The 18,545-nt window shown below is 66.6% G+C and carries 18 protein-coding genes; 5 read left to right on the forward strand and 13 right to left on the reverse strand.

What is annotated here, in order from left to right:
* Window positions 1–19 precede the first annotated feature (19 nt).
* The 3 genes from argS to AMB_RS23435 are packed head-to-tail and all read right to left on the reverse strand — an operon-like array spanning window position 20 to window position 4,146.
* Complete coding sequence (gene argS, locus AMB_RS12730) at window positions 20–1,750, reverse strand: arginine--tRNA ligase (RefSeq protein WP_011384910.1); 1,731 nt, start codon at window positions 1,748–1,750, stop codon at window positions 20–22.
* Between the two features lie 5 nt (window positions 1,751–1,755).
* Entirely contained in the window at window positions 1,756–2,949 is a 1,194-nt protein-coding gene (locus tag AMB_RS12735; protein WP_043744474.1) for a deoxyguanosinetriphosphate triphosphohydrolase, read from the reverse strand.
* Between the two features lie 36 nt (window positions 2,950–2,985).
* Window positions 2,986–4,146, reverse strand: coding sequence for a GGDEF domain-containing protein (locus AMB_RS23435; protein WP_011384911.1), 1,161 nt, complete (start codon window positions 4,144–4,146; stop codon window positions 2,986–2,988).
* A 189-nt stretch (window positions 4,147–4,335) separates the two neighbouring features.
* Here AMB_RS23435 and erpA point away from each other — a divergent pair, with 189 nt between their 5' ends.
* Complete coding sequence (gene erpA, locus AMB_RS12745) at window positions 4,336–4,689, forward strand: iron-sulfur cluster insertion protein ErpA (RefSeq protein ID WP_011384912.1); 354 nt, start codon at window positions 4,336–4,338, stop codon at window positions 4,687–4,689.
* Here the strand turns inward: erpA and AMB_RS12750 are convergent, their stop codons facing one another.
* Complete coding sequence (locus AMB_RS12750) at window positions 4,690–5,364, reverse strand: hypothetical protein (RefSeq protein WP_043744478.1); 675 nt, start codon at window positions 5,362–5,364, stop codon at window positions 4,690–4,692.
* A 138-nt stretch (window positions 5,365–5,502) separates the two neighbouring features.
* Between AMB_RS12750 and xth the strand changes: the two genes are divergently transcribed.
* Complete coding sequence (gene xth / locus AMB_RS12755) at window positions 5,503–6,279, forward strand: exodeoxyribonuclease III (RefSeq protein ID WP_043744481.1); 777 nt, start codon at window positions 5,503–5,505, stop codon at window positions 6,277–6,279.
* Window positions 6,280–6,417: 138 nt separating this feature from the next.
* On the opposite strand, the gene AMB_RS12760 is transcribed toward xth, so the two are convergent.
* The 9 genes from AMB_RS12760 to AMB_RS12800 all read right to left on the reverse strand — a co-directional run bounded on the left by AMB_RS12760 (window position 6,418) and on the right by AMB_RS12800 (window position 16,345).
* Window positions 6,418–7,548, reverse strand: a complete 1,131-nt coding sequence (locus AMB_RS12760) for an iron-containing redox enzyme family protein (protein WP_011384915.1) — start codon at window positions 7,546–7,548, stop codon at window positions 6,418–6,420.
* Window positions 7,545–8,369: a bacteriohemerythrin gene (locus AMB_RS12765; protein WP_043744483.1), complete on the reverse strand. Its 825-nt coding sequence runs from the start codon at window positions 8,367–8,369 to the stop codon at window positions 7,545–7,547. Before AMB_RS12765 ends, AMB_RS12760 begins: the two co-directional genes overlap by 4 nt.
* Before the next feature lie 38 nt (window positions 8,370–8,407).
* Complete coding sequence (gene ilvD / locus AMB_RS12770) at window positions 8,408–10,258, reverse strand: dihydroxy-acid dehydratase (protein WP_011384917.1); 1,851 nt, start codon at window positions 10,256–10,258, stop codon at window positions 8,408–8,410.
* Between the two features lie 39 nt (window positions 10,259–10,297).
* Window positions 10,298–10,636: a hypothetical protein gene (locus tag AMB_RS12775; protein WP_231848837.1), complete on the reverse strand. Its 339-nt coding sequence runs from the start codon at window positions 10,634–10,636 to the stop codon at window positions 10,298–10,300.
* 3 nt (window positions 10,637–10,639) lie between these two features.
* Window positions 10,640–11,317: a haloacid dehalogenase type II gene (locus tag AMB_RS12780; protein ID WP_011384919.1), complete on the reverse strand. Its 678-nt coding sequence runs from the start codon at window positions 11,315–11,317 to the stop codon at window positions 10,640–10,642.
* Window positions 11,314–13,287 carry a lytic transglycosylase domain-containing protein gene (locus tag AMB_RS12785; RefSeq protein ID WP_043744486.1) on the reverse strand — a complete coding sequence of 658 codons (1,974 nt, stop codon included), beginning with the start codon at window positions 13,285–13,287 and terminating at the stop codon, window positions 11,314–11,316. The genes AMB_RS12780 and AMB_RS12785 overlap by 4 nt, the downstream gene beginning before the upstream one ends.
* Before the next feature lie 63 nt (window positions 13,288–13,350).
* Entirely contained in the window at window positions 13,351–14,049 is a 699-nt protein-coding gene (locus AMB_RS12790) for an ABC transporter ATP-binding protein (RefSeq protein ID WP_011384921.1), read from the reverse strand.
* A gap of 2 nt (window positions 14,050–14,051) precedes the next feature.
* Window positions 14,052–15,185, reverse strand: a complete 1,134-nt coding sequence (locus tag AMB_RS12795) for an ABC transporter permease (protein ID WP_011384922.1) — start codon at window positions 15,183–15,185, stop codon at window positions 14,052–14,054.
* Window positions 15,182–16,345 carry an efflux RND transporter periplasmic adaptor subunit gene (locus AMB_RS12800; protein ID WP_043744490.1) on the reverse strand — a complete coding sequence of 388 codons (1,164 nt, stop codon included), beginning with the start codon at window positions 16,343–16,345 and terminating at the stop codon, window positions 15,182–15,184. Before AMB_RS12800 ends, AMB_RS12795 begins: the two co-directional genes overlap by 4 nt.
* Before the next feature lie 176 nt (window positions 16,346–16,521).
* On the opposite strand from AMB_RS12800, the gene dapA reads away from it, so the two are divergent.
* Genes dapA through AMB_RS12815 form a run of 3 tightly spaced genes read left to right on the forward strand, consistent with a single transcriptional unit; the run spans window position 16,522 to window position 18,545 of the window.
* Window positions 16,522–17,394 carry a 4-hydroxy-tetrahydrodipicolinate synthase gene (gene dapA / locus AMB_RS12805; protein ID WP_043744492.1) on the forward strand — a complete coding sequence of 291 codons (873 nt, stop codon included), beginning with the start codon at window positions 16,522–16,524 and terminating at the stop codon, window positions 17,392–17,394.
* Between the two features lie 10 nt (window positions 17,395–17,404).
* The gene (gene smpB, locus AMB_RS12810) at window positions 17,405–17,866 is read left to right on the forward strand and encodes an SsrA-binding protein SmpB (RefSeq protein WP_011384925.1); all 462 of its coding nucleotides are present in this window, start codon (window positions 17,405–17,407) and stop codon (window positions 17,864–17,866) included.
* Between the two features lie 37 nt (window positions 17,867–17,903).
* On the forward strand, window positions 17,904–18,545 hold the full coding sequence (locus AMB_RS12815) for a sulfite oxidase-like oxidoreductase (RefSeq protein ID WP_011384926.1): 642 nt from the start codon (window positions 17,904–17,906) through the stop codon (window positions 18,543–18,545).

Consider the following 18,545-nt stretch of genomic DNA (forward strand, 5'->3'; position numbering starts at 1 on the left):
ATCAGCGCGTCTCCCCTTATCAACGCATCTCTTCGACCGGGGCGACACCGAAGATGCCAAGCCCCGAGGCGATCACCCCCACCACCGCGCGCAGCAGGCCCAGGCGGGCCAAGGACAGCTCGCGGTCGTCCTCGATCAGGAACCGCAGGCTGGTGTCGTCCTTGCCCTTGTTCCACAGCCCATGGAAGGCGGCGGCCAAGTCGTAAAGGTAGAACGCCACGCGATGCGGCTCGTGGGCCTCGGCCGCGCTTTCCACCAGGCGCGGCCAACCGGCCAACAGCCTGATCAAACCAAGCTCGGCCGGGTCGGTCAAGTGTGCCAGAACCTCGACGCCGGGGACCGGGCCCACGGCGTCCGGCCACATGCCGGCGGCGTGGCGCATCACCGAGTGACAGCGGGCATGGGCGTACTGGACGTAGAACACCGGATTATCGCGGCTCTGCTCCAGCACCTTGTCCAGATCGAAATCCAGATGGGCGTCGTTCTTGCGGGTCAGCATGATGAAGCGGACCACGTCCTTGCCCACCGCCTCCACCAGGTCGCGCAGCGTGACGAAGGTACCGGCCCGCTTGCTCATCTTGTAGGGCTGGCCGCCCTTCAAGAGGTTGACCATCTGGCAGAGCTTGACGTCGAGATCGCCGCCGCCCTCGCTCACCGCCTTGACCGCCGCCTGCATGCGCTTGACGTAGCCGCCGTGATCGGCGCCCCACACGTCGATCATCGCGCCGAAGCCGCGTCGGTATTTGTCCAGGTGATAGGCGATGTCCGAGGCGAAATAGGTCCACGAGCCGTCCGACTTTTTCAGCGGACGGTCGACGTCGTCGCCGAACTCGGTGGCCTTGAACAGGGTTTGCGGCCGCGCCTCCCAATCGTCAGGCAGCTTGCCCTTGGGGGGCTCCAGCACGCCTTCGTAGATCAGGCCCTTGGCGGTCAGATAGTCCAGGGCGTCCTGAACCTTGCCGGCCTCCACCAGCCCGCGCTCGGAGACGAACACGTCGTGGCGCACGCCCAGCCCAGCCAGATCACCCTTGATCATGTCCAGCATGGCGTCGACGGCAAAGCCGCGCAGCTCGGGCAGCCACTCTTCCTCGGGCTTGTCCTTCAGCGCAGGGCCATGCTTCTTGGCCAGGGCCTCACCGGCGGGCTTGAGGTATTCGCCGGGATACAGGCCTTCGGGGATCTCGCCGATTTCCTCGCCCAGGGCTTCCCGGTAGCGCAGGAAGGCCGAGCGGGCCAGGACGTCCACCTGGGAGCCGGCGTCGTTGACATAGTACTCGCGGGTCACGTCATAGCCGGCCTTGACCAGCAGCGAGGCCAGGGCATCGCCGAACACCGCGCCGCGGGCGTGGCCGATATGCATGGGACCGGTGGGGTTGGCCGAGACGTATTCCACGTTGACCTTGTGGCCCCGGCCCAGGTCCGACTGGCCATAGGCGGTTCCGGCGGCGAGAACCTCGGCCAGACGCTCGAACCAGAAGGAATCGGCGAGACGCAGGTTGATGAAGCCGGGACCGGCCACCTCCACTCCGGTCACCGCCGGATGGGCGCGCAAAACCTCGGCGATCTTCTCGGCCAGATCGCGGGGCTTCATGCCCGCCGCCTTGGTCAGCACCATGGCGGCATTGGTGGCCACGTCGCCGTGGCTGACCTCTCGCGGCGGCTCGGCCGTCACCTTGGAGGTGTCGAGGCCGGGAACGATCGCTTCGACCGACTTGATAATTTCTTCGCGGAAGTATTTGAACAGGTTCATTTTTCTCAAGGCTTCTCTTGCAGGTCGAACAGCCGGCGGTGCTCGTCGAGGGCAAAACGATCAGTCATGCCGGCAATGTAATCGGCCACCACGCGGGCGGTCTTGGCGGTGCCTTTGCCGTCGGCCAGACGCCGCCATTCGGGCGGCAGGCATTCGGGCTCGGCGAACAGCAGACGGAACAGGTCCTTCACCACGCGCCGCCCCTTGCTGGTCATGCGGTTGACGCTGAAGTGGCGGTACATGTTGGCGAACAGGAACTGGCGCAGCGCCGAATCATTGGCACGCATCTCGTCGGAAAAGGCGGCCAGCGGGCGGCCGAGGCCACGCACGTCGTCGGCGCTCCGCGGCTTGAACTCGGCGACGCGGCGCCGTGTCTCCGAGGTCAGATCCAGGATCATGATGCCGATCATGCGGCGCACCACTTCGTGGATGTGAAGCGAAGGCTCGGCATCCGGGTACTGGCGGGTCACCTTGTGGAACAGCGGCCCGACCAGGGGCACATCGGCCAGATCCTTGATGGTGAACAGCCCGGCCCTCAGGCCGTCGTCAATGTCATGATTATTATAGGCGATATCATCGGACAGGGCCGCCACCTGGGCCTCCATGCCGGCGAAGCTGTCCAGGCGCAGGTCGTGGAGCTGGGCATATTCGGCGATGGCGCCGGGCAGCACCCGGTCGGGCTTGACCGCCAGGGGGCCGGTCAGCGGGCCGTTATGCTTGACCAGACCCTCCAGGGTCTCCCAGGTGAGGTTCAGCCCCTCGAACTCCACATAGCGGCGTTCCAGCTTGGTGACGATGCGCAAGGACTGGGCGTTGTGGTCAAAGCCACCGTATTCCGCCAGCACCTCCTGCAGCGCATCCTCGCCCGCATGGCCGAAGGGCGTGTGCCCCAGATCGTGGGCCAGGGCCAGGGCCTCGGCCAGATCCTCGTCCAGGGCCAGCACGCGGGCGATGGAGCGCGCGATCTGCGACACTTCCAGGGAATGGGTCAGCCTTGTGCGGAAATTGTCGCCCTCGTGGTAAACGAAGACCTGCGTCTTGTACTGCAGGCGGCGGAAGGCGGCGGAATGGATGATGCGGTCCCGGTCACGCTGGAACGGCGAGCGGGTCGGGCTGTCCGCCTCCTGGTGCAGGCGGCCGCGCGATTCCTCGGGCCGGCAGGCATAGGGGGCCAGGGTATGGAAGCGGGACTCGGTCATGTCCGGGACACTAGCGCCCAAGCACGGTGAACGCAACTATCCCCCGGCCAGTTCACAACGGTTACGCCCCAAATCCTTGGCCCGGTACAAGGCGGCATCGGCGCGGCGGATGGCCGCCTCCATGTCCTCGTCGGCCGCCAGAGCGGCGATGCCGACACTGAGCGTCATGGGAAACGGCAATTTTCCCTCCGAATCCAGCCCGGCGCCTTCGGCGGAAAAAGCGGCGCGCAGGCGCTCCGCCACCCCCATGGCCTCCATAAGGGAGCTGCTGGGCAGCAGTGCCAGAAACTCCTCGCCGCCAAAGCGACAGAACAAATCCTCGGCCCTCAGGATACGTCCCGCCAGGGTGGCGAACAGCACCAGCACCTCGTCACCGCCCCCATGGCCCAGGCAGTCGTTGATCTGCTTGAAATGATCCATGTCGATCATCAGCAGCGACAACGGGCTGGCCGTGCGCCGGGCCCGCACGATCTCTCTCTCCCCCAGGGAGGCGAAGGCCCGCCGGTTCAGCGCCCCGGTCAGCGGATCGCGGCTGGCCTGTTCGTTCAAATCCGCCTGCAGCCGCTCGCTGGCCATCAGCACCATGCACAGCGTCACCGAGATGGTGACGCACAGCCACCACATGCTGGCGACCACCGTCATGCCGTAGGACATCTTGCCGGCCATGAATTCGAGATCGAAGCCGATGGAGAGCCCGCGCACCAGGAAGAACAGCGCATTGGCGAAATAGACCCACCCGGCCAGACGCATGGCCAGACGATGGGGCGGCGTGCGCCACAGCAATTCCCGGGCGATGGCCGCGGAAATCGCCATCACCAGGGCTGAGTTGAAGGTGGCGCGCAGGTGCAGCGATCCGGCCAGATGACTCCCGACGATCATCACCACGGCCGCGCCGCCGAGCCCGAGATAGAACCGGGACGTCAGCCCCGGGCGCCCGAGAAAGCGGCGAAACCCGTCCCAGACCAGGCAGAACCCCGCCACCACCAGCCCGTGGGCCAGGGACAGGGACCAGCCCTCGGGCATTCCCGCCCCGGTTCCCGCCACGGCGAAGCTTGCCGCCCCGATCACGCTGGCCCAGGCCCAATACCCCAGCCCGGCCAGGCCCGGATGCAGGATGTACAAGACGATTCGGGCAATGGCGCAGCACGCCGTCGCCACGGCGACCGCCACCAGCATGGTATGCAGATCAAGGATCAAGACGGGGTCCTTCCCCAGGTTGGAACCCTTCAACTGTGAGAGACTATAAGCCCAGGCTCATATATGCAACCGACGAACCATGACTTGAATTCGGCATTGGAATACCTAAATTGCGGGAAGGGTGCTTCCCTCCGGGGTGGGCCAAGTGCTACCCTTCGAACAATTCCAATCCTTGCCGCAGAGGACATGATGGCCGAGGCTGAACACAATTACGCTGCCCGCGTCAGCGTCACCGAAAGCGCCGCCGAGCGCGTGCAAACCCTGATCAAGATGGAGGGCAAGCCCAACATGATGCTCCGCCTCGGCGTGTCGGGCGGCGGCTGTTCGGGCTTTTCCTACGGCATTTCCCTGGACGACACGGTGAATGACGACGACCGTCTGTTCAGCGAGTTCGGCATCACCCTGGTGGTGGACCAGACCTCGCTGGATATGCTGGACGGCTCGGTGGTGGACTTCGTCGAAGATCTCTCCGGCTCGTCCTTCCAGGTCAAGAATCCCAACGCCACGTCCACCTGCGGCTGCGGCAGCTCGTTCTCGGTGTAATCACCAGCTTGGACATTGGCCATTGACGCGCCGGTAATTGCCCGGCGTGTCGATGGCGGCGTTCCTGAGCTTCAGTTCGTTGGCGAAAGCCTCGAAGGTCGGCTTCATGGCGGCGATCAGCCGGTCCTTGAACTCGGCCGTGGCCGCGTCGGCGCTGGCCGTGGTGATGCGCGGGGGAATCTGCGTCGCCGCGTTGCGCAGCACCGCCTCCGCCTGGGGCGTCCAGTGGCGGAAGGCGTCGCGGCTGATGGCCACATGCTCGTCCTCATGGGTGCGGATCACCCGGTACTGACAGCCGCCGGGCGGGTATTCCCGGGCGATGTCCACCTTGATCTCGGTGATCTTCCAAACACCTTCGACCCGGGCGAGACCAACGCAGCGCCGCCCCTGCCCCAGGTCGAACTGCCAGCCCTGGACCCGCAGTTCCAGATTGGTCGACGTCCGCGTCAGCCCAGTGGTGAAGTCCTTGGAATCCGGACGGGTAAGACCGGACAGCGCGGTGATGCGCGCCCGGCCCTCGGCGCTGCTGTAGATGGGTTCGGCCATCCAGGTGGAAAACGTCACCACGCGGGTCGGCACGAAGGCCCCGGCCGGAGGACAGGCCTGGGCAAAGGCTGCCGGGCTGGCCGCCATCAGCACCAGAACCAGCGGCCAGGGCCTGAAAAACGCCATCATGGGGAAACCTCGTGGTCGACCAGGGGCCAAAGTTACCTCCATGGCCTTGCCTTCGCGTTAAAGCCGGGCCGGCTTGCCGAAACCGACCCGTCCTGTATCCTGGGGCGAGGCACCCCTTTATCGGAGCGAAAGAACAGCATGGGCCTGCGCATTGCCACGTGGAACGTCAATTCGGTACGGGCGCGGCTCGGCAACGTGCTGGACTGGCTGGGCAGTTTCGCGCCGGACGTGGTGCTGCTCCAGGAGATCAAATGCCAGGACCAGGACTTTCCGCTGCTGGAAATCCAGGCTGCCGGCTATCACGCCGCCGTCCACGGGCAGAAGAGCTACAACGGCGTGGCCATCTTGTCGCGCCACCCCATGAGCGATGTCCGGACCCGCCTGTCCGGCGACGACTCCGACGAGCAGGCCCGCTACATCGAGGCCACCATCGGCGGCTGGCGCCTCGCCTCCTTGTACCTGCCCAACGGCAATCCGGCGCCGGGTGACAAGTTCGACTACAAGCTGGCCTGGATGGCACGCCTCCGGACCCATGCCCAGGCCCTGCTGGCTCAAGGAATCCCCTTCGTCCTGGGCGGCGATTTCAACATCTGCCCCACCGACGACGATGTCTATGATCCGCCCAAATGGCGCGACGATGCGCTGTGCCGCCCCGACAGCCGTGCCGCCTGGCGCTCCATCGTCAATCTGGGGCTGACGGAGGCCTTTCGCGCCCTGCATCCGGGGGAAAAGGGCCGCTATTCCTTCTGGGACTATCAGGCGGGCGCCTGGCAGCGCGACGAAGGCCTGCGCATCGACCATTTCCTACTGTCGCCCCAGGCGGCGGACTGCCTGCACGCCTGCGAAATCGACAAGGCGCCGAGGGGCAAGGAAAAGGCCTCGGACCACACGCCGGTGTGGATCGAGCTGGAGTAGCCTGCATTCAGGGGCTTTTGCCCCCGATCCCCCAACCGGGAAGCACAGCTTCCCGGACCCTTCAGCGTTTAAAAACTGGAGGTTCGGAGGCTGTGCCTTCGAACGGGTCAGGGCGGTCGCCTTGCCGCGAAGCGGGGATTAACCGAACGGTGTCGTCAGGCTGCGGCGATAATCCTCGCCTCCCACCACCTGGGCGGGATCGATGTCTTGCCGCGCTTCGATCAGCGCCTCTCCGATGCGGGGGTCGGTAACGCGGTGCCGGGGTTCAAACGCCGCCACGGGGCAGGTCTCGCCGAACACATGGGCGTAAAGCCCGCTCATCATGGCGAAGCGGCCGCTCATCAGCATGTTGCAGGCGCCCTTGACCACCTCCAGGTCCCTCGCCTCCTCCATGTGCAGCGCCGTCACCAGCATCACCGAGATGGCGTGCAACACGTCATAGCGCACATGGGCGATGAACACTTGCAGATGGTGGGGAGTAAGGCCCAGCCCTTCGCGCTCGGACACCTTGATCAGGCCGCCCAGCAGCAGGCTGAAGAATTCCGGCACGCCCCATTCCATGCCCAGCCCCACCGAGGCCAGGGCTTCCAGCGGGCTGAAGGCCGGATGACCGGCCACCAGCCGCTGGATCAGCACGTTGTCGGCCACCTGGGGCAGCATGGGGATGTCCTGGTCACCAGGCCCGACGCCCAGGCCGTCGAACACCTGCCGGTACATGACGATATGGGTCTTGGCGGCCAGCAGGCGGCCCAGTTCGGGGTAATCGTCCAGGCCGTGGCTGCCCACGCCATATTCGTCGGCCACCAATTGAGCCAGGGCGATCTGGGTCAGCTCGGAGCGGCGCTCGCCCAGGCTGCCCCGCGCCGTGGCCGCCAGCCCGTGAAAGCGGCCGATGGCCAGGGCGACGCACTGGCGGGTGTTCTTGATCTGATTGAAGTACTGCAGGGCGAAGGCCGTGACCTGGGGCGGCGTGATCCGCCCCTCGAACACCCGGCGAAAGAACGGATGGCGCCACACCGGGTGATCCATCACATGGGTGTGCAGTTCGAGAAACATCTCGCCCAGCCGCGCCGCATCGGCTCCCAGTTCGCGGAAGATGCCGTTCAGGGCCGATCCCGGCTCGGCCACCTGCTCGATGACCCGGGTAAAATCCCGGCGCTGGCTGGCGATGAACGAGTCCAGAAGCTGATCGGTGGACAGCCGCAGCAGATCAGGCAGGGGGTGGACAGACTCCGGTACCGTGCCGTCGGCGTTGACCAGAGCGCTCATGCCGCCTTCCTCGCCAGCCGGGCGACGCCCAGCAACAGGTTACGGGCCGAGATGGGCTTTTCCATGAAGTCGTCCGCCCCGGCCAGCAAGGCCAGATCGCGATTGGCCATGCGCTCGTGCCCCGACAGGACCACCACCGGCAGACGGGCCTGGTCGGGCGGGCCACGCCGCACCCAGCGGACCAATTCCAGGCCGCTATCGTCGCCCACGTGCCAGTCGCAGAGCAGCAGGTCCAGAGGCTCGTGACTGATCACCGCCTTGGCGGCATTCAGATCGTGGGCGGCCGAGATCCGCGTCACGCCGACGCTGAGCAGGATGGTCCGCAGGATTTCCAGGAAATTGACGTTGTCATCCACCAGCAGGACGCGCAGTTGCGTCCAGTCCACCTCGGCCCCTTTTTTCGTCGCCCCGGTCAAGGTGACGCGCTGGGCCGCCGCTTCCGCCCCCGGATGGCCGATCACCCACGACCGGTAGTTCATGTCGGTGGTGCAGATGTGATCGATCAGCCAGGAGTTCAGGAAGGCCAGGCATTCCCTGGCCCGCACCCCGGTCCGGTCCAGGTCGTAACGACCCTTCAGGTCCGTGACCTTCTTCGTGAACTCCGCATGCGTCCCGTGATGCCGGGACAGCAGGGGATAACGGCAGACGTCCATCATCGCCTCCTCGCGGGCGAAGTGATGAGCGGCATACTCCTCCAGGGCCTGCAGCACGCTGCCCACCGAGGCGTGTTCCTCGTCGTCGCCGATGGAGCGCTGCAGGTGATTGATCAGGCCGATGAGGGTTTTATGGTCGGAATCGAGCAGCGGCACGCCGACGCTCATCCGCTCACTCCACGTCACCCCCATCGGCCGGTCCTTCCTCAGCGTTCCAGTTGCGAGACGTCGCGCACCGCTCCGCGTGCCGCGCTGGTGGTCATGGCGGCATAGGCCCGAAGCGCCGCCGACACCTGACGGTCGCGATCCACCGGCTTCCAGGCCTTCGGCCCCAAGGCCTGCATGGCCTGCCGGCGCTTTTCCAGTTCGGCATCGGACACCCGGATCGCAATACTGCGGTTCGGGATATGAATATCGATGATGTCGCCCGCCTGGATCAGCCCGATGGCCCCGCCTTCCGCCGCCTCGGGCGAGACATGGCCGATGGACAGCCCCGAAGTGCCGCCCGAGAAGCGGCCGTCGGTGATCAGGGCGCATTCCTTGCCCAGGCCCATGCTCTTCAGGTAGCTGGTGGGGTAAAGCATTTCCTGCATGCCGGGGCCGCCGCGCGGTCCCTCGTAGCGGACGATGACCACGTCGCCGGACTTGACCTGACCGCCCAGGATCTTGGCCACCGCCTCGTCCTGGCTTTCACAGATCACCGCCGGGCCGGAGAAGGTCAGGTTCTTGTCGTCGACGCCCGCCGTCTTGACGATGCATCCGTCCAGCGCCAGGTTGCCGAACAGCACCGCCAGACCGCCATCCTTGGAAAATGCATTGTCAACCGAGCGGATGACGCCCGCCGTGCGGTCCTTGTCCACCTCGGCCCAGCGCTTGGACTGGCTGAAGGCCTCGGTGGTGCGCACGCCGCCGGGGGCGGCCTTGTAGAACTCCACCACCTTGGGGTCGTTGGAACGCGAGATGTCCCATCTGTCCAGGCCCTCGGCCAGGGTGCGGGCATGGATGGTGCCGCACTCGCGGTTGATCAGGCCGCCCCGGTCCAGCTGGCCCAGGATGCCCATGATGCCGCCGGCCCGGTGCACGTCCTCGATATGGACATCGGGAACGTTGGGGGCCACCTTGCACAGGCAGGGCACCCGGCGCGACAGGCGGTCGATGTCGCTCATGCCGAACGCCACGCCCGCCTCCTGCGCCGCCGCCAGCAGGTGCAGCACGGTATTGGTGGAGCCGCCCATGGCGATGTCCAGGGTCATGGCGTTCTCGAAGGCCTGGAAGGTGGCGATGGAGCGCGGCAGGACCGAGGCGTCATCGCCCTCATAGGCGCGGCGGGCCAGATCGACGATGCGCCGCCCGGCTTCCAGGAACAGCTCCTTGCGGTCGGCATGGGTGGCGACCACCGTGCCGTTGCCGGGCAGGCCCAGGCCCAGGGCCTCGATCAGGCAGTTCATGGAATTGGCGGTGAACATGCCCGAGCACGAGCCGCAGGTGGGGCAGCTTTCCTTCTCGAAGGCCAGGGCCTCCTCGTCCGAGACGTTCTGGTCAGCGCCCTTGATCATGGCATCGATAAGGTCGACGGCGTGGGTCTCGCCCTGATAGGTGACCTTGCCAGCTTCCATGGGGCCGCCCGAGATGAAGATGGTCGGGATGTTGAGGCGCAAGCTGGCCATCAGCATGCCGGGGGTGATCTTGTCGCAATTGGAGATGCAGACCATGGCGTCGGCGCAATGGGCGTTGACCATGTACTCGACGCTGTCGGCGATCAGCTCGCGACTGGGCAGCGAATACAGCATGCCCGCATGGCCCATGGCGATGCCGTCATCGATGGCAATGGTGTCGAATTCCTTGGCGACGCCGCCCGCCTTCTCGATCTCGCGCGCCACCATCTGGCCCAGATCCTTGAGGTGCACGTGGCCGGGCACGAACTGGGTGAAGGAATTGGCGATGGCGATGATCGGCTTGCCGAAATCGGCGTCGGTCATGCCGGTGGCGCGCCACAGGCCGCGGGCGCCGGACATGTTGCGGCCGTGGGTCGAGGTACGGGAACGATAAGCAGGCATGGAAGTCAACCTTCGTCTGGCGGAAACGTGAGGGCCGGGTCAGCCCCGGACTTTCTCGGGATTACTGATGCCCAGGCGCTCGGCCTCGGCATCGAAAGCTTCGCGGTAGAGCGGGAAGGCGCGGGTCTTGGTCACCACCTCCCCGGTCCGCGCATGGGTATACTTCTCGCGCACCAGCAGCGGGTGGGCGTCCTTGTTGGGGCAGGCATCGCCCTCGGCGATCAGCGCCCGGATCTGGGCGGTCAGCCCGGCGATGTGGCAGGCGTCCAGGTCGGCGTCACCGTGAAGGTCCTCGATCTCGGCGCGAAGCTCTTCGAGTTCGGCGCGCAGGGACTCGTTCTCGGCCCGCAATTCTTCCAATTGATCCAGTTCACCCAAGGCTCAGCCTCCCAGAATTGCCGGCAACTCGGCCAGATTGGCCACCGTTGCCCTTGTGCCCAGCGGCAATTTCTCCGCCGGGACGTTGTCGCGATTGATCCACACCACCTGATAGCCATAGGCGGCGGCGCCGCTCACATCCCAGGCATTGCCCGAGACGAAGCATACGCTTTCCGGCGCCATGCCGAAATGGGTCGTCGCCAGTTGATAGACCAGGGGGTCGGGCTTGAAACGCCCCACCGACTGGGCGGACAGGACGGCGTCGATGTTGTCGCGAATTCCCGGCAGCTCCAGGGCGGATTTCAGCATGGGCAGCGACCCATTGGACAGGATGGCCAGGGGAAAGCCCAACCGGCGCAGACGGGCCAGGGCTTCCGCCGCTTCGGGATACAGTTCGGGACTGAGCCAGCCTTCCATCAGGCGCAGGCGCAGGCCGCGATCATCCAGACCCATCTTGTCCATGGCGAATTCCAGGGCCTCGTCGGTGACCCGCCAGAAATCCGCCCGAACGCCGGGCCGCAGCGGCAGCCAGCTCAGCTCCAGCTGGCGCTTGCGCCACAGCCGCATCAGCGTCTCGGCGCGCTCGCCCAGTTCACCACGCACCGACCGGGTCAGGCTGCCCAGGTCGAACAAGGTGCCATAGGCATCGAAGACACATGCCCTGACCGGGGCAAGGGTCACGGCCGGGCCTCCGCCGTGCGCCGGGCCCAGCGCTTCAGATCGGCCTCCAGGGTCGGCCCCACATGCTTGCCCAGGCGGCGGCGGTAGACGGCGACGCTTTCCATCACCCGCTGCACGTAATTGCGGGTCTCGCTGAAGGGAATCATTTCCACCCAGTCGACCACGTCCACATTGGCGTCGCGGGGATCGCCGTATTCGCGAATCCAGCGCCGCGCCCGCCCCGGCCCGGCATTGTAGGACGCCAGGGCCAGGATGTAGGAGCCCTCGAAATCCCCCACCAGATCGCGCAGATAGGCCGAGCCCACCTGAACGTTGAAGTTGGGATCATCCAGCTTGTTGACGTGGTATTTGAGTCCGATGCTCTTGGCCACCTTGGACGCGGTGGACGGCAGCAACTGCATCAGGCCCTTGGCCCCGGCCGGCGATTCGATATCGGCGACGAAGCCGCTCTCCTGGCGAATCAGGGCGAGAACCAGGGCCTTTTCCGGATTGGTCTCGTCGGCGTCCAGGTCAGGCACCGGCCAGCCGGCCTGGACCAGGGTCACCCCCTCGCGGTCGGAGCGGCGCGCCACGGTCAGGCCCAGGTCGTGCCGCCCGGTCCGGCTGGCCAGTCCGGCCACCAGGGCGCGTTCCCCCGGAGTCTGGACGGTGTCGTTGAGGCGGATGAAGAATGAGCGCAGCAATTCGCTCTCCCCCACCTGCATCAGCAGGCGGGCGGCGGCCACCACGTCGCGGGCCTCGAAGCGGGCCACGTCGTCGGGGGTCGGCTGCGGCTCGTCGGGCAGCGGCCAATGATGATCGCCCAGGCGCGACGCGCCCAGCTGGCCGTAATAGGTGGTGGAATAGCGGGCCGCCCGGGTATACCACTCCTTGGCCTTGGCATCCCCCGCCGCCTCCAGGGCACGCCCGGCCCAATAGGCGGCACGAGCCCGCGAAATGGGGTGACTGGCCCATTCATGCAGACGGGTGAAGTGGTGGACGGCAGTGGCGCGGTCATCCAGGAAGCGCAGCGCGACCCAGCCGGCCAGGAACTCGGCGTCCACATATTGGGTGCCCCCTTCCAGCCCGTGATCGGCGGCGGCCTGATAGGCCCTCGAGACCAGCCCCTTCTGCAGGGCGCGCCGGGCCAGGATGGCCCGCTCCTGCCACCACAGATCCGGGCGGACCTTGTTGCGCGACGGGTGGGACAGCAGGTCGAGCGCATCCTCGTCCAGGTCCTTCTGGCGGCGCCAGCGCACCCGCTCGTAGATCAGGCCGGGATCGTCACGCAAGCTGGCGGGAACGGCATTGATCAGCGGCTCGGGATTGGACTTGCCCGCCTGCAGGGCGAGGCGGGCCTGGGCCACGGCGCGATGGCCGGCATCCACCTTCATGATCATGCGCTGGACCGAGGTCTCCTGCCGGTCCCACAGCAGCCGGTCCAGGCGGCGCCAGTGGTCCTCGTAGCGCAGATGCTCGCCCAGGAGGTTGAGGTACTGCTTTTCCTGCAGCGCCCCGAAGCTCAGATTGACCCAGGTCTCGCGGATGACCTTGACCGCCTGCTCGTTCCGCCCGGCGGCGAACAGCGCGCGCGCATAGGCCTGACCGCCATCGGCGGTGGTGGGCGGGTGCGAGTCGAACCAGGCCAGAACCTGGGCCGTGGGCGTGGCGGCGGTAATGGATTCCTCGGCCCGCTTGGTCATCTGGCTCATCATCGGCCATTCGGGATTGGCGTGGATGAAGGCGCCGAGCTGGGCGAAATCGGCGCCCGACCGGCCGGAGACGTAGGCCATCCAGGTCACCAGGCGGGGCAGCGCCTTTGAGCGCGATTGCCGCGCCAGCCGCTCGGCCTCGTCGAAATGATCGCGCTTGGCGGCGGCGATGGCCTGGCGGGCGATGGCGGCATCCCCGACCCCGTCAGCCCGGGCGGCAGACGGTGCCCCCAGGCAAAGAAGAGCGGAAAGGATGATGGCGACGGGGAAAAGCTTCAACGGCTGGAATCCTGGCCGATTGTTCAACAGGGCAGGCATTCTAGAGGTCTATTCAAGGCGCTTTCAAGCCGAACCGCTTTCAAGGACCCCATCGCGCACCCGAACCATCCGGTCGAAACGGTCATAAATCTTCTCGTCATGGCTGACCACCAGCACCGCCGCGTTCTGTTCCCGCGCCACCTTGATCAGCAGATCCATGACGATGGCGGCCCTCTGGGAATCCAGGGCGGCAGTGGGTTCGTCGGCCAAAATCAGGCGGGGATTGTTGGCCAAGGCGCGGGCGATGGCCACGCGCTGAGCCTCGCCGCCGGACAACTGGCCGGGCGAAGCCTCGGCCCGGGCGCCCACCTCCAGGTAATCCAGCAGTTCCCCGGCCCGCCGCCGCGCCGCCGCCGGGTCCTGCCCGGCCAGTTCCAGCACCACGGCCACATTGTCGCGGCTGTTGAGGAAGGGCAGCAGATTATGGAACTGGAAGATGAAGCCGATCTTGTCGAGCCGCAGGCGGCGGAGGTCGCCGCCGGTCCAGGCGCCGTCATAGACCACCACGCCGTCAAGCACCATTCGCCCGGCATTGGGCTCGACGACGCAGCCGATGATATTGAGAAGCGTGCTCTTGCCCGAGCCGCTGGGCCCCAGCAAGCCCACCACCTCGCCCGGGTGAAGCGAGAGGTCGACGCCGCGCAGGGCATCGACGCGCGAGGCGCCCTCGCCGAAATGCTTGGCGATGCCGGTCAGTTCCGCCAGGACTTGGGGGCCGGTCATGCTCATCCCCCCAGCGCCGCCGCCGGCTCGATGCGCAGCGCCAGCCGCACCCCCAGCCCGCTGGACAGAACGCAGACCGCCAGCACCACCAGCCCCAGCATCAGGGCGTCCTCGGGCTGCAGCAGCACCCGGCGGGGGAATTTGTCAGCCGCGAGGTTGACGAGCCCCAGCCCCATGGAAAAACCGATCAGCCCCATGGCCAGGGCCTGCTGCAGGATCAGCCCGACGATGGTCCGGTCGGGCGCGCCGATCAGCTTCAGGGTGGCGATCTCGCGGGTCTTGTCCATGGTCATAGTGTAGATGATCAGTGCGATCACCACCGCCGACACCACCATCAGGATAGCGGTGAACAGACCGATCTGGCGGCGAGCCTTTTCCACCACGGATTCCACCAGGATGGCCTCCTGCTGCCCCTGGGTGGCGGTGCCCAGGTGCTTCCAGCGCCCGATCTCCATGGCCACCCGGTCGGTGGGAACATCGGGCGCCAGCCGCGCCACCACCGCGTTGATGGTGTCGAGGGCCGGCGGCGGCGCTCCCCTGGCCTGATCGCGGCGATAGGTAGACGGCTTGGGCAGGAATTGCAGGTCCTGGGCATCGCGCAGACTGAGAAACAGCACCGGGTCGCCGCCGGTGGAAACGTGATGGCGGGTCAGCCCCACCACAAGATAATCGTCACGGCCGAGATGGACGCGCTCACCCAGGGCGATGCCGGCCCGCTGGTCGACGACGGTCTCGCCATGGCGGATGGCGATGGCCCGGCCGGATTCGATGCCCGCCGGCCCGCCCATGCGGCCCGGCTCGTATCCCACCACCTGAAGGCGCAGCTTGCGGCCCTGATGGAGAGTCTCCACCGTCTGGTAGGTGACGGCCCCGGCCTCGACCACACCGGGCACCCGGGCCACCATCTCCCGGGTATCGCCCGGCATGCGCGACGCCTCGGCGAACGGCCCCCGGGAGCCGGCCTCCACCACCCAAAGATCGGCGGCCGGGGCCCGCACCAGCGACAGGGCATCCTCGACCAGTCCGCGATAGATGCCGATCATGGACAGCACCACGCCGAGCAGCAGGGACAGCCCCAGGCAGGTCAGCAGGAACCGCCCCAGCTTGTGCCGGATATCGCGCAGCGCCAGATTCATGGCGGCGCGTCGGTGGTGCGGACGGAGCGGCCTTCGGCCAGCCCGGAAACCAGCCGGGTCACCACCCTGCCCGCCTCGGGCAGGCCGCCGGTCACCACCAGCCGGCCATCCAGGGTGCGATGGCCGAACGACAGGGGGCGGCGGGCCAGCCGGCCGCCCTCCACCACCCAGGCCATGCCCTGGCGACCGTCGAAGCCCTCGACCGCCGTGGCAGGGACCAGAATGGCGCCGTCCACCAGGGCGGTGTCGATCACCACCTCGGCCTGCTCGCCCAGATGCTGGGGACATTCGGCGCAGGCCACGTAGATCTTCCGTTCCTCGGTGGTGCGGTCGCTCTCGATGTCGATGCGCACCACCCGCCCCGCGAACCGCTTGGCGGGGGCGGAGCGTAGCCGCACCTCGGCCCCCTGCCCCAGCGCCACGTCGCCGGCCAGGGTTTCGTCCACATAGGCGAGAACCCAGACGCTGTGCAGATCGAACAGGGTGAACACCCCCTCGCCCGGCGCCACCACGCTGCCCAATTCCCGCGAGCGCAGGGAAATCCGTCCGTCATAGGGCGCGGTCAGGCTGTGCCGGGCCAGCAGGACCTCGTTCAGCTCCAACTGAGCGCGGGCATCGGCCAGGGTGGCCAGGGCCAGGGCCACCTCGGCATTGGCGGCCTGGGCATCGGCTCCGGCGCTGACCGCGGCGGCATGGGCGTCGCCGAAGGTCTCCTCGCTGACCGTGCCGGACGCCACCAGGGATTTGCGGCGCTGGCTGACCTTTTCCTTCTGGGCGCGGTTGACGGCGGTCTTGGCGACGATGGCCCGCGCCGAGGCCGATTGGGCCAGGGCCTTTTCGTACTGGGCGCGGGCGGCCGAAACCTTGGCCCGCTGCTCAGCATCGTCCAGCCGGGCCAGAACCTGCCCCTTGCTCACCGACTGCCCGGCATCGGCCCCCAGATCCACCAGGGTGCCGGCCACGGCGAAGCCGATCTTGGACGAGACCTTGGCCTCGATGGTGCCCAGGCCATAGACCCGGATGGGCACTTGGCCCGACGGCACGGCCACCTCGACCGAAACTCCGCCCAGGACCAGCCGGCCGATGACCAGACCGGCCAGCACCACCGCGAAAAGCACGGCCAGCCGCGGGTGGGAGCGAAGCACCGGAACAACCTTCATGGACGGCCCCTGGGCAAAAGACATAAATCGCGGACACATTTAGACATGTCTAATTTACAATGCCAATCACGCTTTGCGTCTTGGCTGTCATGCTTTGCGCATGGTCGTCTTGCCCCCGGAAGCGGTTGGGGCTAATGTCCCAAGCTCTTTCGACCACCCCATATGGGAAGACTGCCATGTTCAAGGGATCCATCACCGCACTCATCACCCCCTTCCGCAATGGAAAGGTGGACGAGAAAGCGTTCCAGGATCTGGTGGCCTGGCAGATCGCCGAGGGCACCCATGCGGTGGTTCCCTGCGGCACCACCGGCGAATCGCCGACCCTGTCGCATGATGAGCATCACCGCGTGGTGGAGCTGTGCCTGGAAGTGGCCCGGGGCAAGGTCCCGGTCATCGCCGGCACCGGCTCCAATTCCACCGACGAGGCCGTCGCGCTGACCCAGCACGCCAGGAAGGCCGGGGCCGACGCGGCCCTGGTGGTGGCGCCCTATTACAACAAGCCCTCCCAGGAAGGCCTGTTCCGCCACTTCGAGGCCATCGCCAAGTCGGTGGACATCCCGATCATCGTCTACAACATCCCCGGCCGCTCGGTGATCGACATCAGCGTCGAGACCTTCGTACGGCTGTCGGCGCTGCCCAACATCGCCGGCATCAAGGACGCCACCGCCGATCTGGCCCGGCCGCTGCGCATCCGCGCCGCGCTGGACGAGCGGCTGTGCCAGTTGTCGGGCGAGGACGCCACCGCCATCGCCTTCAACGCCCAGGGCGGCGTCGGCTGCATTTCGGTGACCTCCAACATCGCGCCCAAGCTGTGCGCCCGGATGCAGAACGCCTGGGCCGCCGGCGATCTGGCCACCTGCAACGAGTTGAACAAGATTCTCATGCCGCTGCACGACGCCCTGTTCTGCGAGACCAGCCCGGCTCCGGTGAAATACGCCGCCAGCCTGCTGGGCAAGTCCGCCCCCGACGTGCGTCTGCCGCTGGTTCCGGCCAGCGAGAACGCCCGCCACCGGGTCGAGGCGGCCATGAAGGCCGCCGGCCTGATCTGAGGATAAAGTCATGGTGCTTCCCGGCCACGTCGCCGCACAAAACCGCCGGGCACGCCACGAGTATTTCATCGTGAGCGAGGTCGAGGCCGGCATCATGCTGGTCGGAACCGAGGTCAAGTCCCTGCGGGTCGGCAAAGGCAACATCAACGAGGCCTTTGCCGGCCCCATGCAGGGCGAGCTGTTCCTGTTCAACGCCTATATTCCCGAATACCAGTCCAAGATGCCCTTCCCGCACGAGACGCGGCGGCCGCGCAAGCTGCTGCTGCACAAGCGCGAGATGGCCAAGCTGATGAGCGCCATCACCAAGGACGGCATGACCCTGGTGCCGCTGGACATTCACTTCGGCCAGCGCGGCATCGCCAAGATCCAGTTGGGCTTGGCCAAGGGCAAGAAGCTGCACGACAAGCGCGAAGCCATCAAGGAGCGGGACTGGAACCGCGACAAGGCCCGCCTGATGCGCGACAAGGGCTGACACCCCATCTCTTGGGCAAAGGGCCCGGAGACCTGCCATGACCGACAAGGACAAACTGATCGCCGCCAAGGAGAAATGGGCGCGGGAAGGCCGTGGCCTGACCGGAGAGAAGGCGGCGCCCGCCGCCCGCCGCCTACCGCCCGGCCAAAGGGAAACCTTTGACTTTCCCGTGCTCGACCTGGGCGACCAGCCTAATCTCTCCCCCCGCGACTGGGCATTGAGCGTGGGGGGCATGGTGGAAAGCCCCATCCGCTGGGACTGGCAGACCTTCATGGCCCAGCCCCAGACCGAAATCGTCACCGACATCCATTGCGTCACCACATGGTCGCGCTATGACAACGCCTGGGCGGGCGTCTCGGCCCGCCATCTCCTCAAGACGGTTCGCCCCCGCAAGGAAGCGCGCTTCCTGCTGCTGCGCAGCTTCGACGGCTACACCACCAATATCCCCCTGTCGCGCTTTGATGATCAGGACGTTCTGCTGGCCCATTCCTGGCAGGGCCAGCCGCTGTCACGCGAGCACGGCGGGCCGGTGCGGGCCGTGATCCCTAAGCTGTATTTCTGGAAAAGCGCCAAGTGGCTGCGCCACATTACCTTTTCCGACCGCGACACCCCGGGTTACTGGGAATTGCGCGGCTATCACGGCGAGGGTGACCCGTGGAAGGAAGAGCGCTACAGCTGA

Source organism: Paramagnetospirillum magneticum AMB-1, from assembly GCF_000009985.1.
Classification (GTDB): Bacteria; Pseudomonadota; Alphaproteobacteria; order Rhodospirillales; family Magnetospirillaceae; genus Phaeospirillum; species Phaeospirillum magneticum.

Bases quoted from the DNA above. Each gene is read 5' to 3' on its own strand.
- argS (WP_011384910.1), bottom strand. From the start codon at position 1,750: ATGAACCTGTTCAAATACTTCCGCGAAGAAATTATCAAGTCGGTCGAA.
- AMB_RS12735 (WP_043744474.1), bottom strand. From the start codon at position 2,949: ATGACCGAGTCCCGCTTCCATACCCTGGCCCCCTATGCCTGCCGGCCC.
- erpA (WP_011384912.1), top strand. From the start codon at position 4,336: ATGGCCGAGGCTGAACACAATTACGCTGCCCGCGTCAGCGTCACCGAA.
- AMB_RS12750 (WP_043744478.1), bottom strand. From the start codon at position 5,364: ATGATGGCGTTTTTCAGGCCCTGGCCGCTGGTTCTGGTGCTGATGGCG.
- xth (WP_043744481.1), top strand. From the start codon at position 5,503: ATGGGCCTGCGCATTGCCACGTGGAACGTCAATTCGGTACGGGCGCGG.
- AMB_RS12760 (WP_011384915.1), bottom strand. From the start codon at position 7,548: ATGAGCGCTCTGGTCAACGCCGACGGCACGGTACCGGAGTCTGTCCAC.
- AMB_RS12765 (WP_043744483.1), bottom strand. From the start codon at position 8,369: ATGAGCGTCGGCGTGCCGCTGCTCGATTCCGACCATAAAACCCTCATC.
- ilvD (WP_011384917.1), bottom strand. From the start codon at position 10,258: ATGCCTGCTTATCGTTCCCGTACCTCGACCCACGGCCGCAACATGTCC.
- AMB_RS12790 (WP_011384921.1), bottom strand. From the start codon at position 14,049: ATGACCGGCCCCCAAGTCCTGGCGGAACTGACCGGCATCGCCAAGCAT.
- AMB_RS12795 (WP_011384922.1), bottom strand. From the start codon at position 15,185: ATGAATCTGGCGCTGCGCGATATCCGGCACAAGCTGGGGCGGTTCCTG.
- AMB_RS12800 (WP_043744490.1), bottom strand. From the start codon at position 16,345: ATGAAGGTTGTTCCGGTGCTTCGCTCCCACCCGCGGCTGGCCGTGCTT.
- dapA (WP_043744492.1), top strand. From the start codon at position 16,522: ATGTTCAAGGGATCCATCACCGCACTCATCACCCCCTTCCGCAATGGA.
- smpB (WP_011384925.1), top strand. From the start codon at position 17,405: ATGGTGCTTCCCGGCCACGTCGCCGCACAAAACCGCCGGGCACGCCAC.
- AMB_RS12815 (WP_011384926.1), top strand. From the start codon at position 17,904: ATGACCGACAAGGACAAACTGATCGCCGCCAAGGAGAAATGGGCGCGG.